This is a genomic window from Kurthia massiliensis (assembly GCF_000285555.1).
GTDB lineage: Bacteria > Bacillota > Bacilli > Bacillales_A > Planococcaceae > Kurthia > Kurthia massiliensis.
The window spans coordinates 1-18203 of sequence record NZ_HE610997.1; the positions used below are offsets into that span (position 1 = coordinate 1).

At 38.8% G+C, this 18203-nt stretch carries 19 protein-coding genes and 1 tRNA gene; 15 read left to right on the forward strand and 5 right to left on the reverse strand.

Features of this window, described 5'->3' with window-relative positions:
* The 12 genes from KMHG_RS04305 (at position 1) to KMHG_RS04360 (ending at position 11736) form a co-directional block, all read left to right on the forward strand.
* A tRNA-Lys gene (locus tag KMHG_RS04305) sits at positions 1 to 73 on the forward strand.
* A gap of 234 nt (positions 74 to 307) precedes the next feature.
* Positions 308 to 1531, forward strand: a complete 1224-nt coding sequence (locus KMHG_RS04310) for a dihydrolipoamide acetyltransferase family protein (RefSeq protein WP_147608071.1) — start codon at positions 308 to 310, stop codon at positions 1529 to 1531.
* Positions 1532 to 1543: 12 nt separating this feature from the next.
* Positions 1544 to 2572 (forward strand): pyruvate dehydrogenase (acetyl-transferring) E1 component subunit alpha, encoded by a 1029-nt coding sequence (pdhA, locus tag KMHG_RS04315; protein ID WP_010287308.1) that lies wholly within the window; start codon positions 1544 to 1546, stop codon positions 2570 to 2572.
* Positions 2572 to 3549, forward strand: a complete 978-nt coding sequence (locus KMHG_RS04320; protein ID WP_010287313.1) for an alpha-ketoacid dehydrogenase subunit beta — start codon at positions 2572 to 2574, stop codon at positions 3547 to 3549. Before pdhA ends, KMHG_RS04320 begins: the two co-directional genes overlap by 1 nt.
* Positions 3550 to 4123: 574 nt before the next feature.
* A complete protein-coding gene (gene speD / locus KMHG_RS04325; RefSeq protein ID WP_010287315.1) occupies positions 4124 to 4885 on the forward strand; it encodes an adenosylmethionine decarboxylase in 762 nt (253 codons plus the stop codon).
* A complete protein-coding gene (locus KMHG_RS04330) occupies positions 4886 to 6364 on the forward strand; it encodes an aminotransferase class I/II-fold pyridoxal phosphate-dependent enzyme (RefSeq protein WP_010287318.1) in 1479 nt (492 codons plus the stop codon).
* Positions 6348 to 7199: a polyamine aminopropyltransferase gene (gene speE, locus KMHG_RS04335; RefSeq protein WP_010287320.1), complete on the forward strand. Its 852-nt coding sequence runs from the start codon at positions 6348 to 6350 to the stop codon at positions 7197 to 7199. The genes KMHG_RS04330 and speE overlap by 17 nt, the downstream gene beginning before the upstream one ends.
* A complete protein-coding gene (speB, locus tag KMHG_RS04340) occupies positions 7189 to 8043 on the forward strand; it encodes an agmatinase (RefSeq protein WP_010287322.1) in 855 nt (284 codons plus the stop codon). Before speE ends, speB begins: the two co-directional genes overlap by 11 nt.
* Before the next feature lie 17 nt (positions 8044 to 8060).
* A complete protein-coding gene (locus tag KMHG_RS04345) occupies positions 8061 to 9260 on the forward strand; it encodes a saccharopine dehydrogenase family protein (protein ID WP_010287324.1) in 1200 nt (399 codons plus the stop codon).
* Positions 9260 to 10387, forward strand: coding sequence for a carboxynorspermidine decarboxylase (nspC, locus tag KMHG_RS04350; protein ID WP_010287326.1), 1128 nt, complete (start codon positions 9260 to 9262; stop codon positions 10385 to 10387). The genes KMHG_RS04345 and nspC overlap by 1 nt, the downstream gene beginning before the upstream one ends.
* Positions 10388 to 10470: 83 nt before the next feature.
* A complete protein-coding gene (locus KMHG_RS04355) occupies positions 10471 to 11166 on the forward strand; it encodes a YjjG family noncanonical pyrimidine nucleotidase (RefSeq protein WP_010287328.1) in 696 nt (231 codons plus the stop codon).
* A gap of 132 nt (positions 11167 to 11298) precedes the next feature.
* Positions 11299 to 11736: a hypothetical protein gene (locus KMHG_RS04360; RefSeq protein ID WP_010287330.1), complete on the forward strand. Its 438-nt coding sequence runs from the start codon at positions 11299 to 11301 to the stop codon at positions 11734 to 11736.
* A 203-nt stretch (positions 11737 to 11939) separates the two neighbouring features.
* On the opposite strand, the gene KMHG_RS04365 is transcribed toward KMHG_RS04360, so the two are convergent.
* On the reverse strand, positions 11940 to 13103 hold the full coding sequence (locus KMHG_RS04365) for a cation:proton antiporter (RefSeq protein ID WP_010287331.1): 1164 nt from the start codon (positions 13101 to 13103) through the stop codon (positions 11940 to 11942).
* 583 nt (positions 13104 to 13686) lie between these two features.
* On the opposite strand from KMHG_RS04365, the gene KMHG_RS04370 reads away from it, so the two are divergent.
* Positions 13687 to 14082, forward strand: a complete 396-nt coding sequence (locus tag KMHG_RS04370) for a hypothetical protein (protein ID WP_010287332.1) — start codon at positions 13687 to 13689, stop codon at positions 14080 to 14082.
* Between the two features lie 62 nt (positions 14083 to 14144).
* Here the strand turns inward: KMHG_RS04370 and KMHG_RS04375 are convergent, their stop codons facing one another.
* Together KMHG_RS04375 and KMHG_RS04380 are read right to left on the reverse strand one after the other, a co-directional pair.
* Entirely contained in the window at positions 14145 to 14465 is a 321-nt protein-coding gene (locus tag KMHG_RS04375; RefSeq protein WP_010287333.1) for an AzlD domain-containing protein, read from the reverse strand.
* Positions 14462 to 15169: an AzlC family ABC transporter permease gene (locus KMHG_RS04380; RefSeq protein ID WP_010287334.1), complete on the reverse strand. Its 708-nt coding sequence runs from the start codon at positions 15167 to 15169 to the stop codon at positions 14462 to 14464. Before KMHG_RS04380 ends, KMHG_RS04375 begins: the two co-directional genes overlap by 4 nt.
* Before the next feature lie 168 nt (positions 15170 to 15337).
* On the opposite strand from KMHG_RS04380, the gene KMHG_RS04385 reads away from it, so the two are divergent.
* Positions 15338 to 16549, forward strand: coding sequence for a pre-peptidase C-terminal domain-containing protein (locus KMHG_RS04385; protein WP_010287335.1), 1212 nt, complete (start codon positions 15338 to 15340; stop codon positions 16547 to 16549).
* Positions 16550 to 16607: 58 nt separating this feature from the next.
* Positions 16608 to 16886 (forward strand): hypothetical protein, encoded by a 279-nt coding sequence (locus KMHG_RS04390; protein ID WP_010287337.1) that lies wholly within the window; start codon positions 16608 to 16610, stop codon positions 16884 to 16886.
* Between the two features lie 32 nt (positions 16887 to 16918).
* Here KMHG_RS04390 and KMHG_RS04395 read toward each other — a convergent pair whose 3' ends face one another.
* Positions 16919 to 17137: a KTSC domain-containing protein gene (locus tag KMHG_RS04395; RefSeq protein WP_010287339.1), complete on the reverse strand. Its 219-nt coding sequence runs from the start codon at positions 17135 to 17137 to the stop codon at positions 16919 to 16921.
* Between the two features lie 146 nt (positions 17138 to 17283).
* Entirely contained in the window at positions 17284 to 18072 is a 789-nt protein-coding gene (proC, locus tag KMHG_RS04400) for a pyrroline-5-carboxylate reductase (RefSeq protein WP_010287341.1), read from the reverse strand.
* Between the last annotated feature and the right edge of the window lie 131 nt (positions 18073 to 18203).

Below are 18203 nucleotides of genomic sequence, written 5' to 3' on the forward strand. Positions count from 1 at the left end.
GAGTCATTAGCTCAGTTGGTAGAGCATCTGACTTTTAATCAGAGGGTCGCTGGTTCGAATCCTGCATGACTCATAATTATGAAAAAGCTACCGAATGTTCGGTAGCTTTTTTTGTGCATTTAATTACTATTTTTCAAAACAAATATATAATATATTGCGATTGAAAAAGACTACTATCACTATAATATTCAGAAAATTAAGATAATAAATATGTATTGTAAAATAATGCGTCATCGAATAATATAGAGGGTAAGTAACAATAAAAATGTATAAAGTAGCTAAAATTTACACGAATGAGGTGATTTCTGTGGAAAAAGTGTTGTTTACAGATGTTGGAGAAGGATTGCATGAGGCGGAAATTTTACAATGGTTTGTCGATGTAGGCGATACAGTAGAGCGCGATGGAGCCATTGTAGAATTACAAACAGATAAAGTAGCAATCGAAGTAACAGCCCCTAAAAAAGGTGTCATTCGACAACGTGCTGGAGAAATTGGCGATAAAGTAATCGTTGGAGACATGCTTGTTGAAGTAGATACAGGAAAAGGGCAAAGTGAAAGTGCAGCTTTACAAGTAGAAACGAAGCCACTAGAGGCGCCACCGCAACCAGAGAAGACAACAGCAACTACAACAGTGGCAAAAGGTCCGTCGCGTGTTAAGGCAGCGCCAAGTGTACGAAAGTTGGCACGTTCGCTTAATATTGATATTCAACAAGTAACACCATCTGCACCACATGGTCGTATTACGAAGCAAGACGTATTAAGTATGTCAGCGGAGCCACAAACAGAACAACAGGCCACAGCGACGATTGAAAGACGCGAAGTGACGACGAAAGTTTCTGTCGATCGCCGAGAAAAAATCAATGGTGTACGTAAGCAAATGTTTAAAAATATTGCGGCGTCATTAGCGAATATTCCACATACGACGGCGATGCATGAGATGCAGGTAGATGAAGTGATAGCTTTACGTGAAGAGTTGAAACCGTTTACAACAGCACCTTTAACGTATTTACCATTATTCATTAAAATGACTGCACATACACTGAAACAACATCCAATTTTCAATGCAAGTATTGATGAAGAAAAAGAAGAGATTATTTATCATGAAGGTATTCATTTAGGTATAGCAATGGCGACACAACAAGGGCTTGTCGTACCTGTTATGCACAACGTTGAACAATTAACACTTGAAGAAATTGCAGATCAATTAGCAGACTTAACAGCGCGCGGTCGCGAAAACAAATTAGCATTACATGAATTGAAAGGTGCTACATTTACAATTTCTAGCACCGGCATGCGTGGCGGTGTATATGCGACACCTGTTATGACGGCACCGCAAGTAGCCATTATGAGTTTACACGCAATGACTGAAAAGCCAGTAATCTTAAAAGATCGCACAATCGGTATTGGTACGATGATGGGAGCAAGTTTATCGTTCGATCATCGTATTATCGATGGAGAAGCTGTCGGTCTATTTATGGAAACATTTAAACGCTATGTAGAAAATCCGTCAACATTATTATTGAAATCGTAGGGGGTGCAACATATGGAAATGACAAAATGGTTAGATGTAGATGGTACATTATTAGTAGATCAACCTTTACCATCAGATGATTTGTTAAGAACGATGTATGCAGAAATGAAACGTGGACGTATGATTGATACAAAAATGTATAAAATGCAACGACAAGGGCGTATGGCACTTGTAGCACCTGTTAGCGGGCAAGAGGCAATACAAGTTGCGAGTGCACTCGTATTAAGTCAAGAAGACTGGATTGCGCCAAGTTATCGTGATTCTGTGGCAACGATGTTACATGGCATGCCACTTGCACAAATTATTCGTTATTTCAAAGGGTATAGCGATGGGGGCTCACCGCCAGAGGGTGTGAATGTATTGCCTATTCAAATTATTATTGCAGCGCAAATGTTACATGCAGTCGGCATCGGCTTTGCATCGAAAATTAAAGGTGAAAACGCGAAAACACTTACATTCTTTGGCGATGGGGCAACAAGTCAAGGTGATTTCCATGAAGCGTTAAATTTCGCAGCTGTGCATAAACTGCCGGTTATTTTCGTCTGTCAAAACAATCAATATGCGATTAGTACACCGCTTTCGAAACAGATGAATACAGAGACAGTAGCAGAGCGTGCAAAAGCTTATAACATGGCTTATGAATATGTTGATGGCAATGATGTGCTTGCGTGCTATGATGTGATGCAACGTGCATATGAAAAAGCGAATGAAGGTCCTGTACTCGTTGAAGCGGTTACTTACCGTTTAGGGCCTCATACAACATCAGATGACCCGAAAAAATATCGAACAGATAATGAAGAAGCGTTGTGGCAAATGCGTGATCCACTCGTACGTATGCAAAAATTATTAGCTGCAAAATCATTGTGGGATGAAGCATTTGAAAAGCGTATTGAAGAACGTGTGTCTGAAGAAATAGAACAAGTGATTGAAGAAATTGAAAGTACACCGCCACCATCATTAGCGGACATGCTAGGAAAAGTATACGAGACACCACCACCGCTTATTCAAGAACAAATTGATGGTTTAAGGGGGCAATCATAATGACAACAAAAACGATTGTACAAGCGATTAACGAAGCACTATTTTTAGCGATGGAACAAGAAGATATCGTGATTTTAGGAGAAGATGTCGGTAAAAATGGTGGCGTGTTCCGTGTGACTGATGGCCTACAAGAAAAATATGGAGAAATGCGAGTTATTGATACGCCATTAGCAGAATCAGGCATTATTGGTACGGCAGTTGGCATGAGTTTAAACGGTTTAAGACCGATTGCAGAAATCCAATTTTTCGGCTTTATTTATGAAGCGATGGACCAAATTGTTAGCCAAGCGACACGTATGCGCTATCGTTCGAACGGACGTTTTTCAGCGCCAATTGTCATTCGCAGTCCATATGGAGCAGGCGTCAATACGCCAGAACTTCACGCGGATAGTGTAGAAGCGATCTTTAGTCATTCACCAGGCATGAAAATTGTGATGCCGTCTAATCCTTATGATGCAAAAGGTTTGCTTCTAGCAGCTATTGCCGATCCGGATCCTGTGCTCTATTTAGAGCCGATGAGCATCTATCGTTCGATAAAAGAAGAAGTGCCAGATGAGGCTTATACGGTAGCGCTTGGAGAAGCAAATGTCGTGACAGAAGGTTCTGATGTGACGATTGTTGCCTGGGGACCTCCTGTCGTTTGGCTACAAAAAATTGTTACACAGTATGCGGAAAAAGGGATTTCAATTGAGTTAATAGACCTACGTACTGTGGCGCCAATTGATATTGAAACGATTGTAAAATCTGTCGAAAAAACAGAACGTTTATGTATCGTGCATGAAGCGGTGAAAACGAATGGCATCGGTGCAGAAATCGCCGCGCTCGTTTCAGAACGCGCGATTTTCTCACTGCTCGGACCGATTAAACGTGTCGCTGGTTTTGACTCTCCATACCCAGCAGGCACGATTGAAAAAGACTGGATGCCGAATCCATCACGTGTCCAAACAGCAATTGAGGAGTTGCTTACTTACGAATAAGGAAAGAAAAGTTATGTAAAATGTTCGTCTCACATAACTTTTTTATAAGCATGTAGTAGTTGATATAACAACGTTTTAAACAGTTAGAAGGAATTTTCTAAAAATATTTTTTGGAAAATTATTGACATTGAATTCGTCTGCTGTTACGATAAATGCGTTGTTCAAAGGGAAGTCGTATTCGAGTGAGTCTTTCCGAGCAATAGTTATTTTGACCACTCTTTAAGAGTTAAGGCCATACGGACAGCCGGGTCAACTGCCGCTTGGTGGTACGCCACCTATTGATTGAGTTAGAAGCTCAAGTTTTATAAGTTGGTTACTTTACAACCAGTGTTTAAATGCACATCAACTTGTGAAATTGGTCAATATGAGTAGTAAAAGTAATTATTTGCTATATAGACTCTAAAAAGCCATGTAGGATTTTACATCGAAACGATATAGAACCAGGACATTGTTTATTAATTTATTCGTTTATTTTTTCTGGAATTGTCTATTTTTTACGTATTCGTATGTATATAACCGAGAGCAAGTGATGCTAAATGCATTGCTTGCTCTTTTTTTGCGGAAGGAGGATGAAATGGAACGCTTGAAGTTGTATGGATTTAACAATTTAACGAAGGCACTGAGTTTTAATATTTACGATGTTTGTTACGCGGAGACGTCTGCAGAGCAACAAGCTTATATCGAATATATTGACGAGCAATACAATGCCGATCGACTCACAGAAATTTTACGTCATGTGACAGACATGATCGGTGCACATGTGTTAAATATTTCAAAACAAGATTATGATCCACAAGGCGCAAGCGTCACCTGTTTAATTGCCGAACAACAATTGGCACGCTACGGTAGTGATACACTCGTTGCACATCTCGATAAAAGCCATGTAACTGTACATACGTATCCCGAGTTTCATCCCGATAACCATTTGGCGACTTTCCGCGTTGACATCGATGTGGCAACTTGCGGCGAAATTACACCACTTTCTACACTCGACTACTTAATTTCGTCATTTGATTCAGATGTCATTACGATGGACTATCGCGTACGTGGTTTCACACGTGATTTGCATGGCCAGAAAGTATATTGTGATCATGTCATTCACTCGATTCAAGATTATGTTTCATCGAATACTTTGGCACAATATGATGTGGAAGATATGAATATGCCACAAGCAAATTTATTCCATACACGCATGCGCTTAAAATCATTAGCACTCGAAAACTATGTGTTTGATATGGATTTAACGAAAGTGTCACCACTCAAGCGTGAACAAATGTTAGCAACGTTACAAGTGGAGATGGAAGAGATTTTTAACGGAACAGGGGGGATCAGATAAATGCAAGCAACGACGACATTACAACAACGTGCGCCGCTATATGAAGCGTTAATGCAGTTTAAGCAACAGCGTATTGTACCATTTGACGTACCAGGTCATAAAAGAGGACGCGGAAATCCAGAACTGGCAGCATTTTTAGGAGAAGATACGCTTTCAGTTGACGTTAACTCGATGAAACCACTCGATAACTTATGCCACCCAGTTTCCGTCATTAAAGATGCTGAAGAAATTGCAGCTGAAGCGTTCGGTGCACGTGAAGCATTTTTCATGGTAGGTGGAACAACCTCTGCTGTACAAGCGATGGTATTTAGTACGACAAAACAAGGCGATGAAATTATTTTGCCGAGAAATGTCCATCGTAGTGTATTAAATGCACTCGTATTAAACGGAGCTGTTCCGGTGTATGTGAATCCTGAGGCAAATGATGACCTTGGTATCGCACTCGGCATGTCTATTGCGCAAGTAGAACGCGCCATTGCGGAACATCCAAATGCAAAAGCGATTTTCGTTAATAACCCGACATATTATGGTATTTGCTCGGATTTAAAAGGGATTGTTGACGTCGCGCATAAAGCTGGTATGAAAGTGTTAGTGGATGAAGCACATGGCACTCATTTTTACTTCGGAAGAGATATGCCGATTTCAGCGATGGCTGCTGGTGCAGATATGGCGGCCGTGAGTATGCATAAATCAGGGGGCAGTTTAACGCAAAGTTCATTTTTATTAATGGGTGAAGGGATGAATGCAGATTACGTACGCCAAGTCGTAAACTTAACACAAACGACGAGTGCTTCGTATTTGCTGATGTCGAGCCTCGATTTATCGCGTCGTAATTTAGCACTAAACGGACATGAGATTTTTAAACAAGTCGTTGATTATACGAATTATGTGCGTGAGGAGTTACATGCCATTGGCGGTTATTATGTCTTTGGTAAAGATTTGGTCAACGGCGACAGCGTATATGATATTGACCCGACGAAACTGTCAATTCATACTTTAGACATAGGACTAGCAGGTATTGAAGTGTACGATATTTTACGTGATGACTATGATATTCAAATCGAATTTGGTGATCTTGGCAATATTTTAGCTTACATTTCTGTTGGTGATCGCGAACGTGATATTGAACGTTTAGTAAGTGCACTTGCTGATATTAAACGTCGCTTTGAACGCTCGAAAAAAGGGATGTTAACGCAAGAATATATCGAGCCTGCTGTTGCCATCTCACCACAGCAAGCATTTTATGCGGAAAAGACGTTATTACCACTTCAACAAGCAGTCGGTAAAGTGTGTGGTGAATTTGTTATGTGCTATCCACCAGGCATTCCAATTTTAGCACCAGGAGAAGTAATCACCGATGCAATTGTTGATTATATTGCCTATGCGAAAGCGAAAGGTTGTCAGTTAACAGGTACCGAAGATTTAGCAGTTGATCATGTCAACGTAGTGAAGGAGGGACATGATGGAACTATGGTATAGCGAGCATCATACGAAAGATGTAAAATTTTCGATTAAAGTCGATCGTCAGTTATATAGCGGCCAAAGTGAATTTCAACGTATCGACGTATTCGAATCGTCAGAGTTCGGACGCTTTTTAACATTAGATGGCTATATGATGCTAACAGAAAAAGATGAATTTATTTATCATGAAATGCTCGTACACGTTCCAATGTCAGTTCATCCGAACGTTCAAAATGTGCTCGTCATTGGAGCAGGAGACGGTGGTATTTTACGCGAACTTAGCTATTATCCTAACATTCAACAAATCGACCTCGTTGAAATTGATGAACAAGTAATCGATGTATGTAAACAATATTTACCGCAGACAGCATGTGGTTTTGATGATCCGCGTGTACGTGTACATATTGCAGATGGCTTGAAATATGTGCGCACAGCTCAGGGGCAATACGATTTGATTATCGTTGATTCAACCGATCCATTCGGGCCGGGCGAGGGGTTATTTACAAAAGAATTTTATGGTAGTTGCTACAATGCATTAACAGATGACGGCATTATGGTCAATCAACATGAAAGTCCATTTTATGAGGAAGATCGATTAGCGATGCAACGTGCACATAAACGAATCGTCGAAAGTTTTCCAATTAGCCGCGTCTATCAAGCACATATTCCGACTTACCCATCAGGTCATTGGTTGTTCGGATTTGCATCTAAAACGTATCATCCGATTGAAAATCAGCATGTGGAGGACTTTAAAAAATTGAATATTCGAACGAAATATTACAATCATCAACTGCATGTCGGCGCGTTCTGTTTACCAAATTACGTAGAGGAGTTATTAAGTGATGTTGAATAAAAATATTCAAACGTTTATCGGTTGTGACGCCGATTACGAGCAAGCAACACACGTATTATATGGCGTACCGTTTGATGGCACGACGAGTTACCGTCCTGGGACACGTTTTGGTCCATCAGCAGTACGTGCAGAATCATTCGGGTTAGAAACATATAGCCCATATCAAGATAAAGACTTAACAGATTATCAGATTTTTGACAGCGGTGATTTAGAATTACCATTTGGCAATCCAGAACGTGTGTTAAATTTAATCGAAGCGCGTGCGTCTGAAATTTTAACAGATGGCAAATTACCGTTTATGATTGGTGGCGAACATTTAGTAACACTCGGTGCCGTTCGTGCTGCCTTTAAACAATATCCGGATTTACATATCGTTCATTTCGATGCGCATACCGATTTACGAGATGAGTATTTAGGTGAACATCTAAGTCACGCGACGGTGTTACGTCGTTGCCACGATTTAGTCGGAGATGGCAAAATGTATCACTTTGGCATTCGCTCGGGTGACCGCCCGGAATTTGAATGGGCGAAACAACATTCAAACTTACAAAAGTTTAATTTTAACGGATTATCAGAAGCGCTCGCTGAGATTGGTGATAAACCTGTTTACTTTACGATTGATTTAGATGTATTAGATCCGTCAGAGTTCCCTGGAACAGGTACACCGGAAGCAGGTGGCGTGAGCTATTTACAACTGTTAGAAGCATTAACAGAAGTGAGTCAAAAAGCAAATATCGTCGCTTGTGACGTCAACGAACTATCACCAATTTATGATCCATCAGGTCGTTCAACAGCGTTAGCGGGAAAAGTAATTCGTGAATTTTTACTAGCATTACAAAAATAGAAAAGAGGTTATGAAAAATGGGTAAAGCGTTAATTATCGGCTGCGGTGGCGTAGCATCAGTAGCAATTCATAAATGTGTACAAAACAGTGAGGTATTCGAAGAAATTTGTATCGCGAGTCGTACAAAATCAAAATGTGACGCATTAAAAGAAAAATTAGACGGTCAAGGAACAATCATTACGACAGCACAAGTCGATGCTGATAATGTAGATGAATTAATCGCACTAATCAATGAAGTTAAACCAGACATCGTCATGAACTTAGCACTTCCATATCAAGATTTAACAATCATGGATGCATGCTTAGCGACGAAGACGCATTATATGGATACAGCAAACTATGAACCAGAAGATACAGCGAAATTTGAATACAAATGGCAATGGGCGTATCGTGAGCGCTTTGAAGAAGCGGGTATTACAGCGCTTCTTGGTTCAGGATTTGATCCAGGCGTAACAGGCGTATTTTCTGCTCACGCATTAAAACATCACTTCGATGAAATCAATTATATCGATATTTTAGACTGCAACGCTGGTGACCACGGCTATCCATTCGCAACGAACTTTAACCCAGAAATCAACATTCGTGAAGTAACGGCGAACGGTTCTTATTGGGAAAATGGTGAATGGATTGAAACAGAACCGATGGAAATTAAACGCGTGTACAACTTCCCAGAAGTCGGCGAAAAAGATATGTATTTACTACACCATGAAGAGCTTGAATCACTTGCATTAAACATTCCTGGTATTAAACGTATCCGCTTCTTCATGACATTCGGTGAATCATACTTACGTCACTTACAATGCTTAGAAAACGTTGGTATGACGTCAATCGAACCAATTATGTTTGAAGGAAAAGAAATTATTCCACTACAATTTTTAAAAGCTGTTTTACCAGATCCAGCATCACTTGGATCACGCACAAAAGGGAAAACAAACATCGGTTGTATTTTCCGTGGTAAAAAAGATGGTCAAGAAAAAACATACTACGTATACAACGTATGCGACCACGAAGCGTGCTACGCAGAAGTAGGCTCTCAAGCCGTTTCTTATACAACAGGCGTACCTGCAATGATCGGTGCAGCACTTGTAATGAATGGCACATGGCAAAAACCAGGCGTGTACAACGTTGAAGAATTTGATCCAGATCCATTCATGGAAGCACTAAACAAATGGGGCTTACCATGGAAAGAAAGCTTAACACCGGAGCTTGTAGACTAATGCGTATAACGGATATTCCAACACCAGCATATGTGGTAGACGAATCTCTTATTGAACGAAACTTGCAAATTTTGAAGCAAGTCATTGATGAAACAGGCTGCCACATTTTATTAGCACAAAAAGCATTTAGTATGTTTAGTTTGTATCCACTCATTGGTAAATATTTAAATGGTACAACAGCGAGTGGGTTATATGAGGCGAAACTTGGCGCAGAAGAAATGGGCAAAGAAAATCATATTTTCTCACCAGCATATAAAGAAAGTGAAATGCCTGAAATTATTGCGCTTTGCGACCATATCGTCTTTAATTCATTTTCACAATTAAAACGTTTCGGCAAAGAAGTCGTTGCAGCTGGGAAAAAAATTGGCCTGCGTATTAATCCCGAACATTCTACCCAAGTCGGTCATGAAATTTATGATCCTTGTGCGAAAGGGTGTCGCTTCGGGATTACACAAGATCAATTTGACACGACAGCGTTAGCGCACGTATCAGGATTACATTTCCACACGCTTTGTGAGCAAGATAGCGACGATTTATGGACGACGTTACTCGCTGTTGAAGAACGCTTCGGGGATACGTTACACGATATGGAATGGATCAACTTTGGCGGTGGTCACCATATTACAAAGCCAGGCTATAACTTAGCGCTTTTAAAAAAATGTATTACGTATATGCAAGAAAAATACGATTTAAAAGTGTATTTAGAGCCGGGTGAAGCGATTGCGTATGAAGCAGGGTATTTAGTAACGACCGTTTTAGATACGACGTTTAATGATGTTGACATTGCCATTTTAGATACGTCAGCAAGTTGTCATATGCCAGACGTACTTGAAATGCCTTACCGTCCGCCACTTCAACAAAGTGGAGAAGCCGGCGAGAAAGCATATACGTATCGTTTAGGTGGACCAACTTGTCTTGCGGGTGACGTCATCGGTGAATATTCATTCGACGAAAGACTTACACCAGGGCAACGTCTCATTTTTGAAGATATGGCGATTTACTCAATGGTGAAAAACAATACGTTTAACGGGATGGCATTGCCTGATATCGTCATTCAAAATAAAGAAGGTATTTGCCGTCTTCAAAAACGCTTTAGCTACGAAGATTTCAAAGGACGACTTTCTTAATAACAGAAGGCACTCGTGAAGAGTGTCTTCTTTTTCGTTATATGGTAGGCTAGTAAAGATGAATTTGAACGAGGGGGCACATCATGAAGCAATATACACATTTATTATTTGATGTTGATAATACGATTTTAAATTTTGATGCAGCGGAGGAAGTAGCGCTAGCAAACATATTACAAAAATATGGACCGACGTTAGACCAAGAACGTTTGCATGCGACTTACCATAAAATTAACCGTAGTATGTGGCAAGCATTTGAACGCGGAGAGATGACACGTGAAGATTTACTAAATACGCGCTTTTTCGAAACGTTTTATATTTTTGATATTGTCGTAGACGGCGAAGTGTTAGCAGAAGAATATCAAGCGATGCTTGCAGAAGGGCATGAGCTTGTAGAAGGTGCATTAGAAGTATTACAAGCACTTGCAGACATGCCGAAATATATCGTCACAAATGGTGTAGGGACAACACAGCATAAACGTTTGCAAGATGCAGATTTAGCTAAATATTTTAACGCGATTTATGTTTCTGAAGAAGTCGGCTATCATAAACCACAAATTGAATTTTTTGATCATGTTTTCGCACATTCACCAGAAATTGATCGCACACATACGTTAATCATCGGAGATTCATTAACGAGTGATATTCAAGGTGGAATTGTCGCTGGCATTGATACGTGCTGGTTCAACTTCCATCAAGAAGAAAATACGACATCGATTCAACCGACATATACAATTGATGATATCAAACATTTATTAACTTTTATTCCTAATTTAGTATAATTTTTATGCCACAAAACGAATGAAAATGACGTTTTCGTTGCTTTTTAAATATAAAAATAGTCGATTTTTAAAGAAAAATGTTGAATATGTGAGAAAAAATAAGACATAATAGAATTCGGAGGTGAATGGGAGATGAAATTGATTTGGCATTCTGATGGGGAAGAAATGTTGAAAATGGGCAATTTTCAAGATTACTTTTTTCAAAACGTGACATTGTTTGATGAAGACGAACCAATTTTATATGCGGCGATTCAAGGGAAGTTTTTAGTCGAGTTTTACGATCGACTAATTGAGTTGCATGAAGACGATGGGGAGCGGTCTATTTATACATATCGCAACCACTCTGTATTAATTACACGTAAAGGTTCATTGTTAACAATTAACTCAACACGTTACGGTGTTACGACATATCCTTTTGAGGAAGCGCTAAGTAGTTTATTTGAAGCGTTGAAAAGATACTTAATTAAAATTAAACGTGTGAATGCGCGTGTAGCACTAAATGATGAATATCCGCAATTATCAAGTCGCGTTCGTTGGTACGAACGATTGACTGTACAAGCTCCGTTGTAAAAAGAGGCTAAAACAAAATTTTAGCCAATAAGAAAAGACATGCATGATTTGAGAAAATCGTACATGTCTTTTTTTGCTCATGCGACTCTTGCAGAAGCTGAGACCGCCACTGTGCGTATAAAAATAGAGAAGGTGATATAGCATTTGATATCACCTTCTCTATGAGAGGTTAGGATTTTTACTTATGTCCTAGCCACTTTTCATTATGCAGTTTTTTGTTGTTTTGAAATTAACACTTTTAACATTGGTGGCGTTACAAGTGTTGAAATGACGACGGCAATAATCATCGGTGTATAATAATCTTCCGAAAATAAGCCAGCGCTTAAACCAATTGATGAAGTAATTAAAGCCACTTCACCACGGGAAATCATTGCGGTACCAATTAATAGAGAAGATGACGTATTAAACCCGGTAATGCGCGCGCCAAACCCTGCACCGATTACTTTCGTCACCACTGCTACAACAGATAAAACGACGATTAATAATAAATGTTCGCCTAGACCCTCGAATGAAACGACAAGTCCAATACTTGTGAAGAATACCGGAATGAAAATGGCGTTGATAGAAGGGAGTAATTTACCTTCTAAATCTTCACGGAAAACATCGTTCGTTGCGAGTGCAAGCCCCGCGAAAAATGCACCGATAATGTTACTAATGCCCATATATTCAGCAAACCATGCATATAAGAAGCAAAGGACAACGCCAAAGACGATCGTCATATCAGGAATACGCATACGTGCGATAACGCCAGCAATACGAGGAATTAATAAATGCATCACGATAATGACGGCGAAAAATACGACTTGTTTTAAGACGATAATTGAAATAGGATCATCGCCACCGACAGTCATACTAATCATCACCGCTAAAATGATTAAACCGATAATATCATCGGCAATGGCTGCGCCGAGCACTGTAGCACTTTCTTTCGTATGCATATAGTTCAATTCACGGAACGTTTGAACAGAAATGCTGACAGATGTTGCGGTTAACACGATCCCTAAAAAGACAGCGTGCGTTGCATCCATACCGAAGTTGATGCCGACGATATACCCGCCGATAAACGGTAAAATCACACCGAATACAGCGACTGTTAATGCAGATTTCATACTGCTCGTTAAATCTTTTAAATTCGTTTCTACACCTGCAAAGAACATTAAGAAAATAACGCCTAATTCGCTAAATAGATGAATGACATCGTGGCCATTCGTATGTACAAATCCAAATACAGCAGGACCGATTAAAATACCAGCGATAATTTCACCAAGTACGCTCGGCTGGCCAAGACGCGAAGCGATCGTGCCACACACTTTAGCTGCAACGATGATGATCATGAGCTTAACTAATAGCTCTGCGAGTTCCATCATATAAGAAGACCTCCATATAAATTGCTAGAAAATTCGAAAAACTTAACAGAATATTTCGTATAGCGTTTTTATTCTGATAATAAAATGATAATTCGAATTATAATCAGAAACTATTATATCATAATATATAACCCTTGTCTGAAAATAATATTCCTTTTATAATAATGAATAGGATGTATAAAAATGAATTAAACGAATTAAATATTCATTTATCGAATGATTCATATTTGTATTTATAAAGGATGAAGTTGCTTCATTGTTCGTTTAATAGCAGCTAAATAGATATATTGTATTTTGAATGTTCGTGAATGAATGTTATGTTATTTTTATCCATCCACATTGCATATTGCGTAAAAAGCATATAAATAGAAAAAATAATACGTTTTTAACGAAAAAACATACATGACATAAAATAACTTAATTGTTTAAATTATTTTACTTTTTCATATATGACTATATGCAGTTGACGGCCTTAAAATGAATTGATATTGTATATTTACAACAATATAATTTCCATATGGGATTGGAAATATACTGCTCTAAAAAAACGTGTGATTCATTTTCACAAAAGGGGAGTTTGTTTATGACAGTAAAAATCGAGTTAACACAAGCATTACAAATTGAGGCATTACGTAGCAATGGGCTAACGAATGATGAAATTTTGTACAAATTAAAAAGAGGCCAAATTGAAGCCTTTTCAAAAAAAGTGCCGAATTTAACATTTGAAGCGTTATTAGATGCTTACGAAGCAGATGCAAAAGCGTTTGAACACGTACTACGTGAAGGTTATGAGGCGAAAACAATGACAGCCGAAGCTGCAAAAGCATTATTAGGCTATTTATTTGCTGCAAAAGAAGGCGAACATTTTGCAATCGAAGCAGATAAAGTATCATTTATTCGTCTATCAGATAAACAACGCGCACAATTCAACGCGATCTTACCAGAGAACTGGAAAGCAGAACACTTACAAGCAAACTAAGGGGCGTCTACACACGTAGACAAAAAAGAGGTTGGACGTTTTGTCCAACCTCTTTTTGTTGTTTAGAAAAAATATCGTAAAGCCGCCATTGTGATAACGCCAGCAATGACCGTTTTTGATAAGCTTTTCGTCCAGAGTGCAATGAATAATGTCGGCACGAAAGCAATCGTATTAAAGACGTTCAGTGATGTGATTGATCCAGTTGCATCAAAGAGCGATGCATAGACGAGGGCACTTAAAATACATACCGGAATATAAGCTAAAAACCGCATAATAATAGATGGCATCGGCATTGCTTTCACAAGTATAAATGGAATGACGCGTGGTAACCACGTCACGAACGCACAACCAGCAATGATGAAAAACATTGATAATGTCGTCATTTTTCAGTCATCACTCCAATCGCAGCGACAACGAGTGTACTCGCGAGCACGGCTAAATGGCTCGGTAAAAAACTCATCAGTACAAACATTGCAATGCCCATATAAAGGATAAGGCGTACATAATGCATCAATTTAGATTTTGGTATACTTTGTAAATTTAAAATTAGCAGTGCGACAAACATCGCTGTCAGGGCGAAGTCTAATCCCCAACTTTCTGGATTTGGTATCCATTTTCCGACAATGGCACCAGCGATTGAAGCGATGATCCACGAGATATACGCAGTAACATTCAAACCATCCATCCATCGTCCAGATAAAGTTTGTTGCCTTGCACGCATCGTCATAGCGACACCATATGTTTCATCGGTAAGCAATGTGCCATAGCCGATATTTTTCATAAAAGAGTCTTGTTTAAACGATGGCGCGAGAGATAAAGACATTAGAAAATGCCGTAAGTTTACGATAAATGTCGTTAAAATAATCGCTGAAGCAGGTGTACCAGCCATTAATAAACTACAAAAAATAAACTGGGCAGCTCCTGCATAAATGAGTAATGACAATAAAAAGATTTCAAAAATTGATAAATGTGAAGCGATGCCTACAACTCCAAAGGCAAAACCAATACTTAAATAACCGATCAACGTTGGCAAGCAGTCTTTTACACCGTCTAGAAACGTTTTTTCAGTATGTATATGTGACGTCAAATCTACACCCCCATTTATTAATAGTACCGAATATTGCCAATAGATGCTATAATGTGCCTAGGTCTTTTTACTATCTAGTAAGTAATATGTATTAATTTCAAGGAAAAAATGTATATTTTGATAAATTATTGATAAAATTGATAATATAAATGAAAAGGTGGGTAAAATATGAAAAAGTTATGGCAAAAAAGTGCTGCAGTCGCATTAGCAGTAACGATGGCGGCTGGGGTTGCAGCACCACAAGTACAAGCGTTAGAAAAGCGTACAATCGATGAAGCGAGTGTAACAAAAACGACTACATCTATCAATGGACAGTTAGATGTAGATGCGATGGATATTATTAAAGTAACAGTACCTGAAAATGGTGAACTTAAAGTTAATATTGCTGACGCGAAAAGCAAAGGTTTATCAGTGATGCTTGCTTCAGAGTTGAACCCTTTTTATGAGTATCAATTTGAAACGTTAGGCGATGTTTTCGATTATTTACGCCCACTCAAATTAACAGACTTAGAACAAACACTTGAGCAGTTAATGGATGAATCTTCAATCGTTAACTACGGTTATAACAAGCAATATATGAAAGAAAGTAGCGACACACTTTCACTGCTATCAGACGGTGTATTAACAGTGGACCAACCGTATGAAACGTTTAAAACAGGCGTTAAAAAAGGAACGTACTATTTAATCGTTTCAGCTTCTAGCATGAAAGCACCTAAAGATGCTAGCTACCGTTTAGCAACAAAATATGAAACGAAAAAAAATATCGAATTAGAAAGTAACCAAGATCGTAAGTCAGCGACAGCGTTACCATTAAATACGACATTTAAAGGCCAAACGAATGATTTAGATATGATGGATTATTATAAAGTGATGGTCAAAGAATCGGGTCAATTAAATATCCGAACAGCTACGACGAATGAAGATGCTTCATTAGACTATCGCCTATACGATGCGAATCGTAAAATTGTTAAAGGGTTTGACACGAAAGTGAACCGTGCATGGACAGTGACGAAAAGCTCGACATTTGTAGATAAAGGTACTTACTATGTACGTGTTGCAGGTGGTGGGGATGATGTGTTCGGTCACGCCAATTATGACATTAAAGCAACGATGGCGACAAAAACAGTGAAAAGTTCAAACGTTCAAGTGAAAACAGCGAAAAACAAAGTGACATTTAAAGCGTTACCAGTTGGTGCAACAGTGAATGTATATAGTGATGCGAATAAAAAGAAAAAACTATTAAGCTTCAAAGCAACGTCAAAAACAGCAACAAAAACAGTGAAGTTAAACAAAAAAGGTGGCAGCATTTATGTATCATTGAAAAAGCCATCACTTGCTGAAGGTGCTGTAACGAAAATTAACTATGCAAAAGTGAAATAGTTTAATGTAATATATAGAAGGGAAAGATGATTTTAATGATAGATAAGGGGTTGAGAACTTGAACTTATTAGATCTTTTAAGCCAAGTGCAAGCCATCACTGGTGGGAAATACGGATTAGCAGATTTACTGTCAGATGATTTTGTCGCGGAAAAAACAAATTTTTCTTCTATTGCTGATTTATTAAAAGTGTCGCCAGTTGATATTAACAATATGGCCGCTGTACAAAATTTATCAGAAAGCGATTTGAACGATTTCGTAAAAGAACATTCTTCGTATGATACGTGGAAAGAGCTTTTAGCAGAAGCTGTTCAATTCGTCGAAAAAAATAACGCATAACAAAAAGGCTGGAGCTAATCCAGCCTTTTTTGTTAGCCAACTTTTACGTAACGATAGCGGTCTTTAATATAACGTTTGAAATAAACGCCTAGTGAGTCAGCACTCATTAAATCATTGTAAATTAATTCTGGCACGCCGTAATATTCAAATACGCCGTCTTTATAAAATTCAACACGTAAAATCATTGGACTTTCTTCATAACCGACAGCTTTTAATTTAGATGAAACAACGGGTATCATATGTGCTTGCATGGCATAGGCCTCCTATCAATGAAAACGTTTTCATTTCTTAATTAAAATATATAAAATTTTACGTTATAAGTCAATATTTAAATATAAGAAAATATTTATATCTTTAAAGAAAAAAAGCACCGTCAAATAGACGATGCTAGTCAAAACTATTTTAATTGGTGATCTTTTTGAACGACTGCATGAACAGCTTCATGAACGGCGTGTTCAAAACCATTTGCTTTTAATGCCATGACACCTTCAATTGTTGTGCCACCAGGGGAACATACTTGATCGACAAGGTCAATTGGATGATGTTGGCTTTCTAAAATCATCTTTGCGCTACCGAGTACGGCATCTGCGGCAATTTGTAAAGCAACTGCTTTTGGCATACCTTCTTTAACGGCTGCACGTGCAATTGCATCAATGTACATGTAATGGAATGCTGGTGAAGCGCCTGCAATGGCAGAAAAGTTTGCGAATTGTTTTTCTTCAAGAGCAATCATTGAGCCTGTAGCAGTTAATAACGAAACGGCCGCATCGATTTGTGCGGGCGTTACACTTTCAGTCACTGCATAGCTCGTCGTAGAGTGACCAACTGCCGCGTTGACGTTCGGCATAATGCGCATGATTGCTTCATGGTTAAACAGCTGTTGTAATGTCGCTAAGTCTTTGCCAGCCGCCATTGAAACGAGTAACTTGTCAGCCGTTAAATATGGACGTATACTTTCTGCAATCTCTTCTAATTGATACGGTTTCACGCCTAAAAAAATGATGTCTGCTTTTGTCGCTTCTACAATAGAATCCGTTGCAGTAATCCCTGTTTCTGTAGCTAAGTCTTGTGCTTTTTTATTGGTACGGTTATAGCCGGTAATAAATGAAGCATCGTTATGCTGATTCGCGATACCGCGAATAATAGCAGATGCCATATTACCGATCCCGATAAAACTAATGTGCATGGATAAAACCCCTTTCGATTTATATAGTATAGCGGAACGTCTAAAAGTTGCCTATATATTTGCTTACTATAATATTTAAATGAGAGCAAGTCTCAATCATGACTTTTATGTGAAATCGTTAAATGTAATAG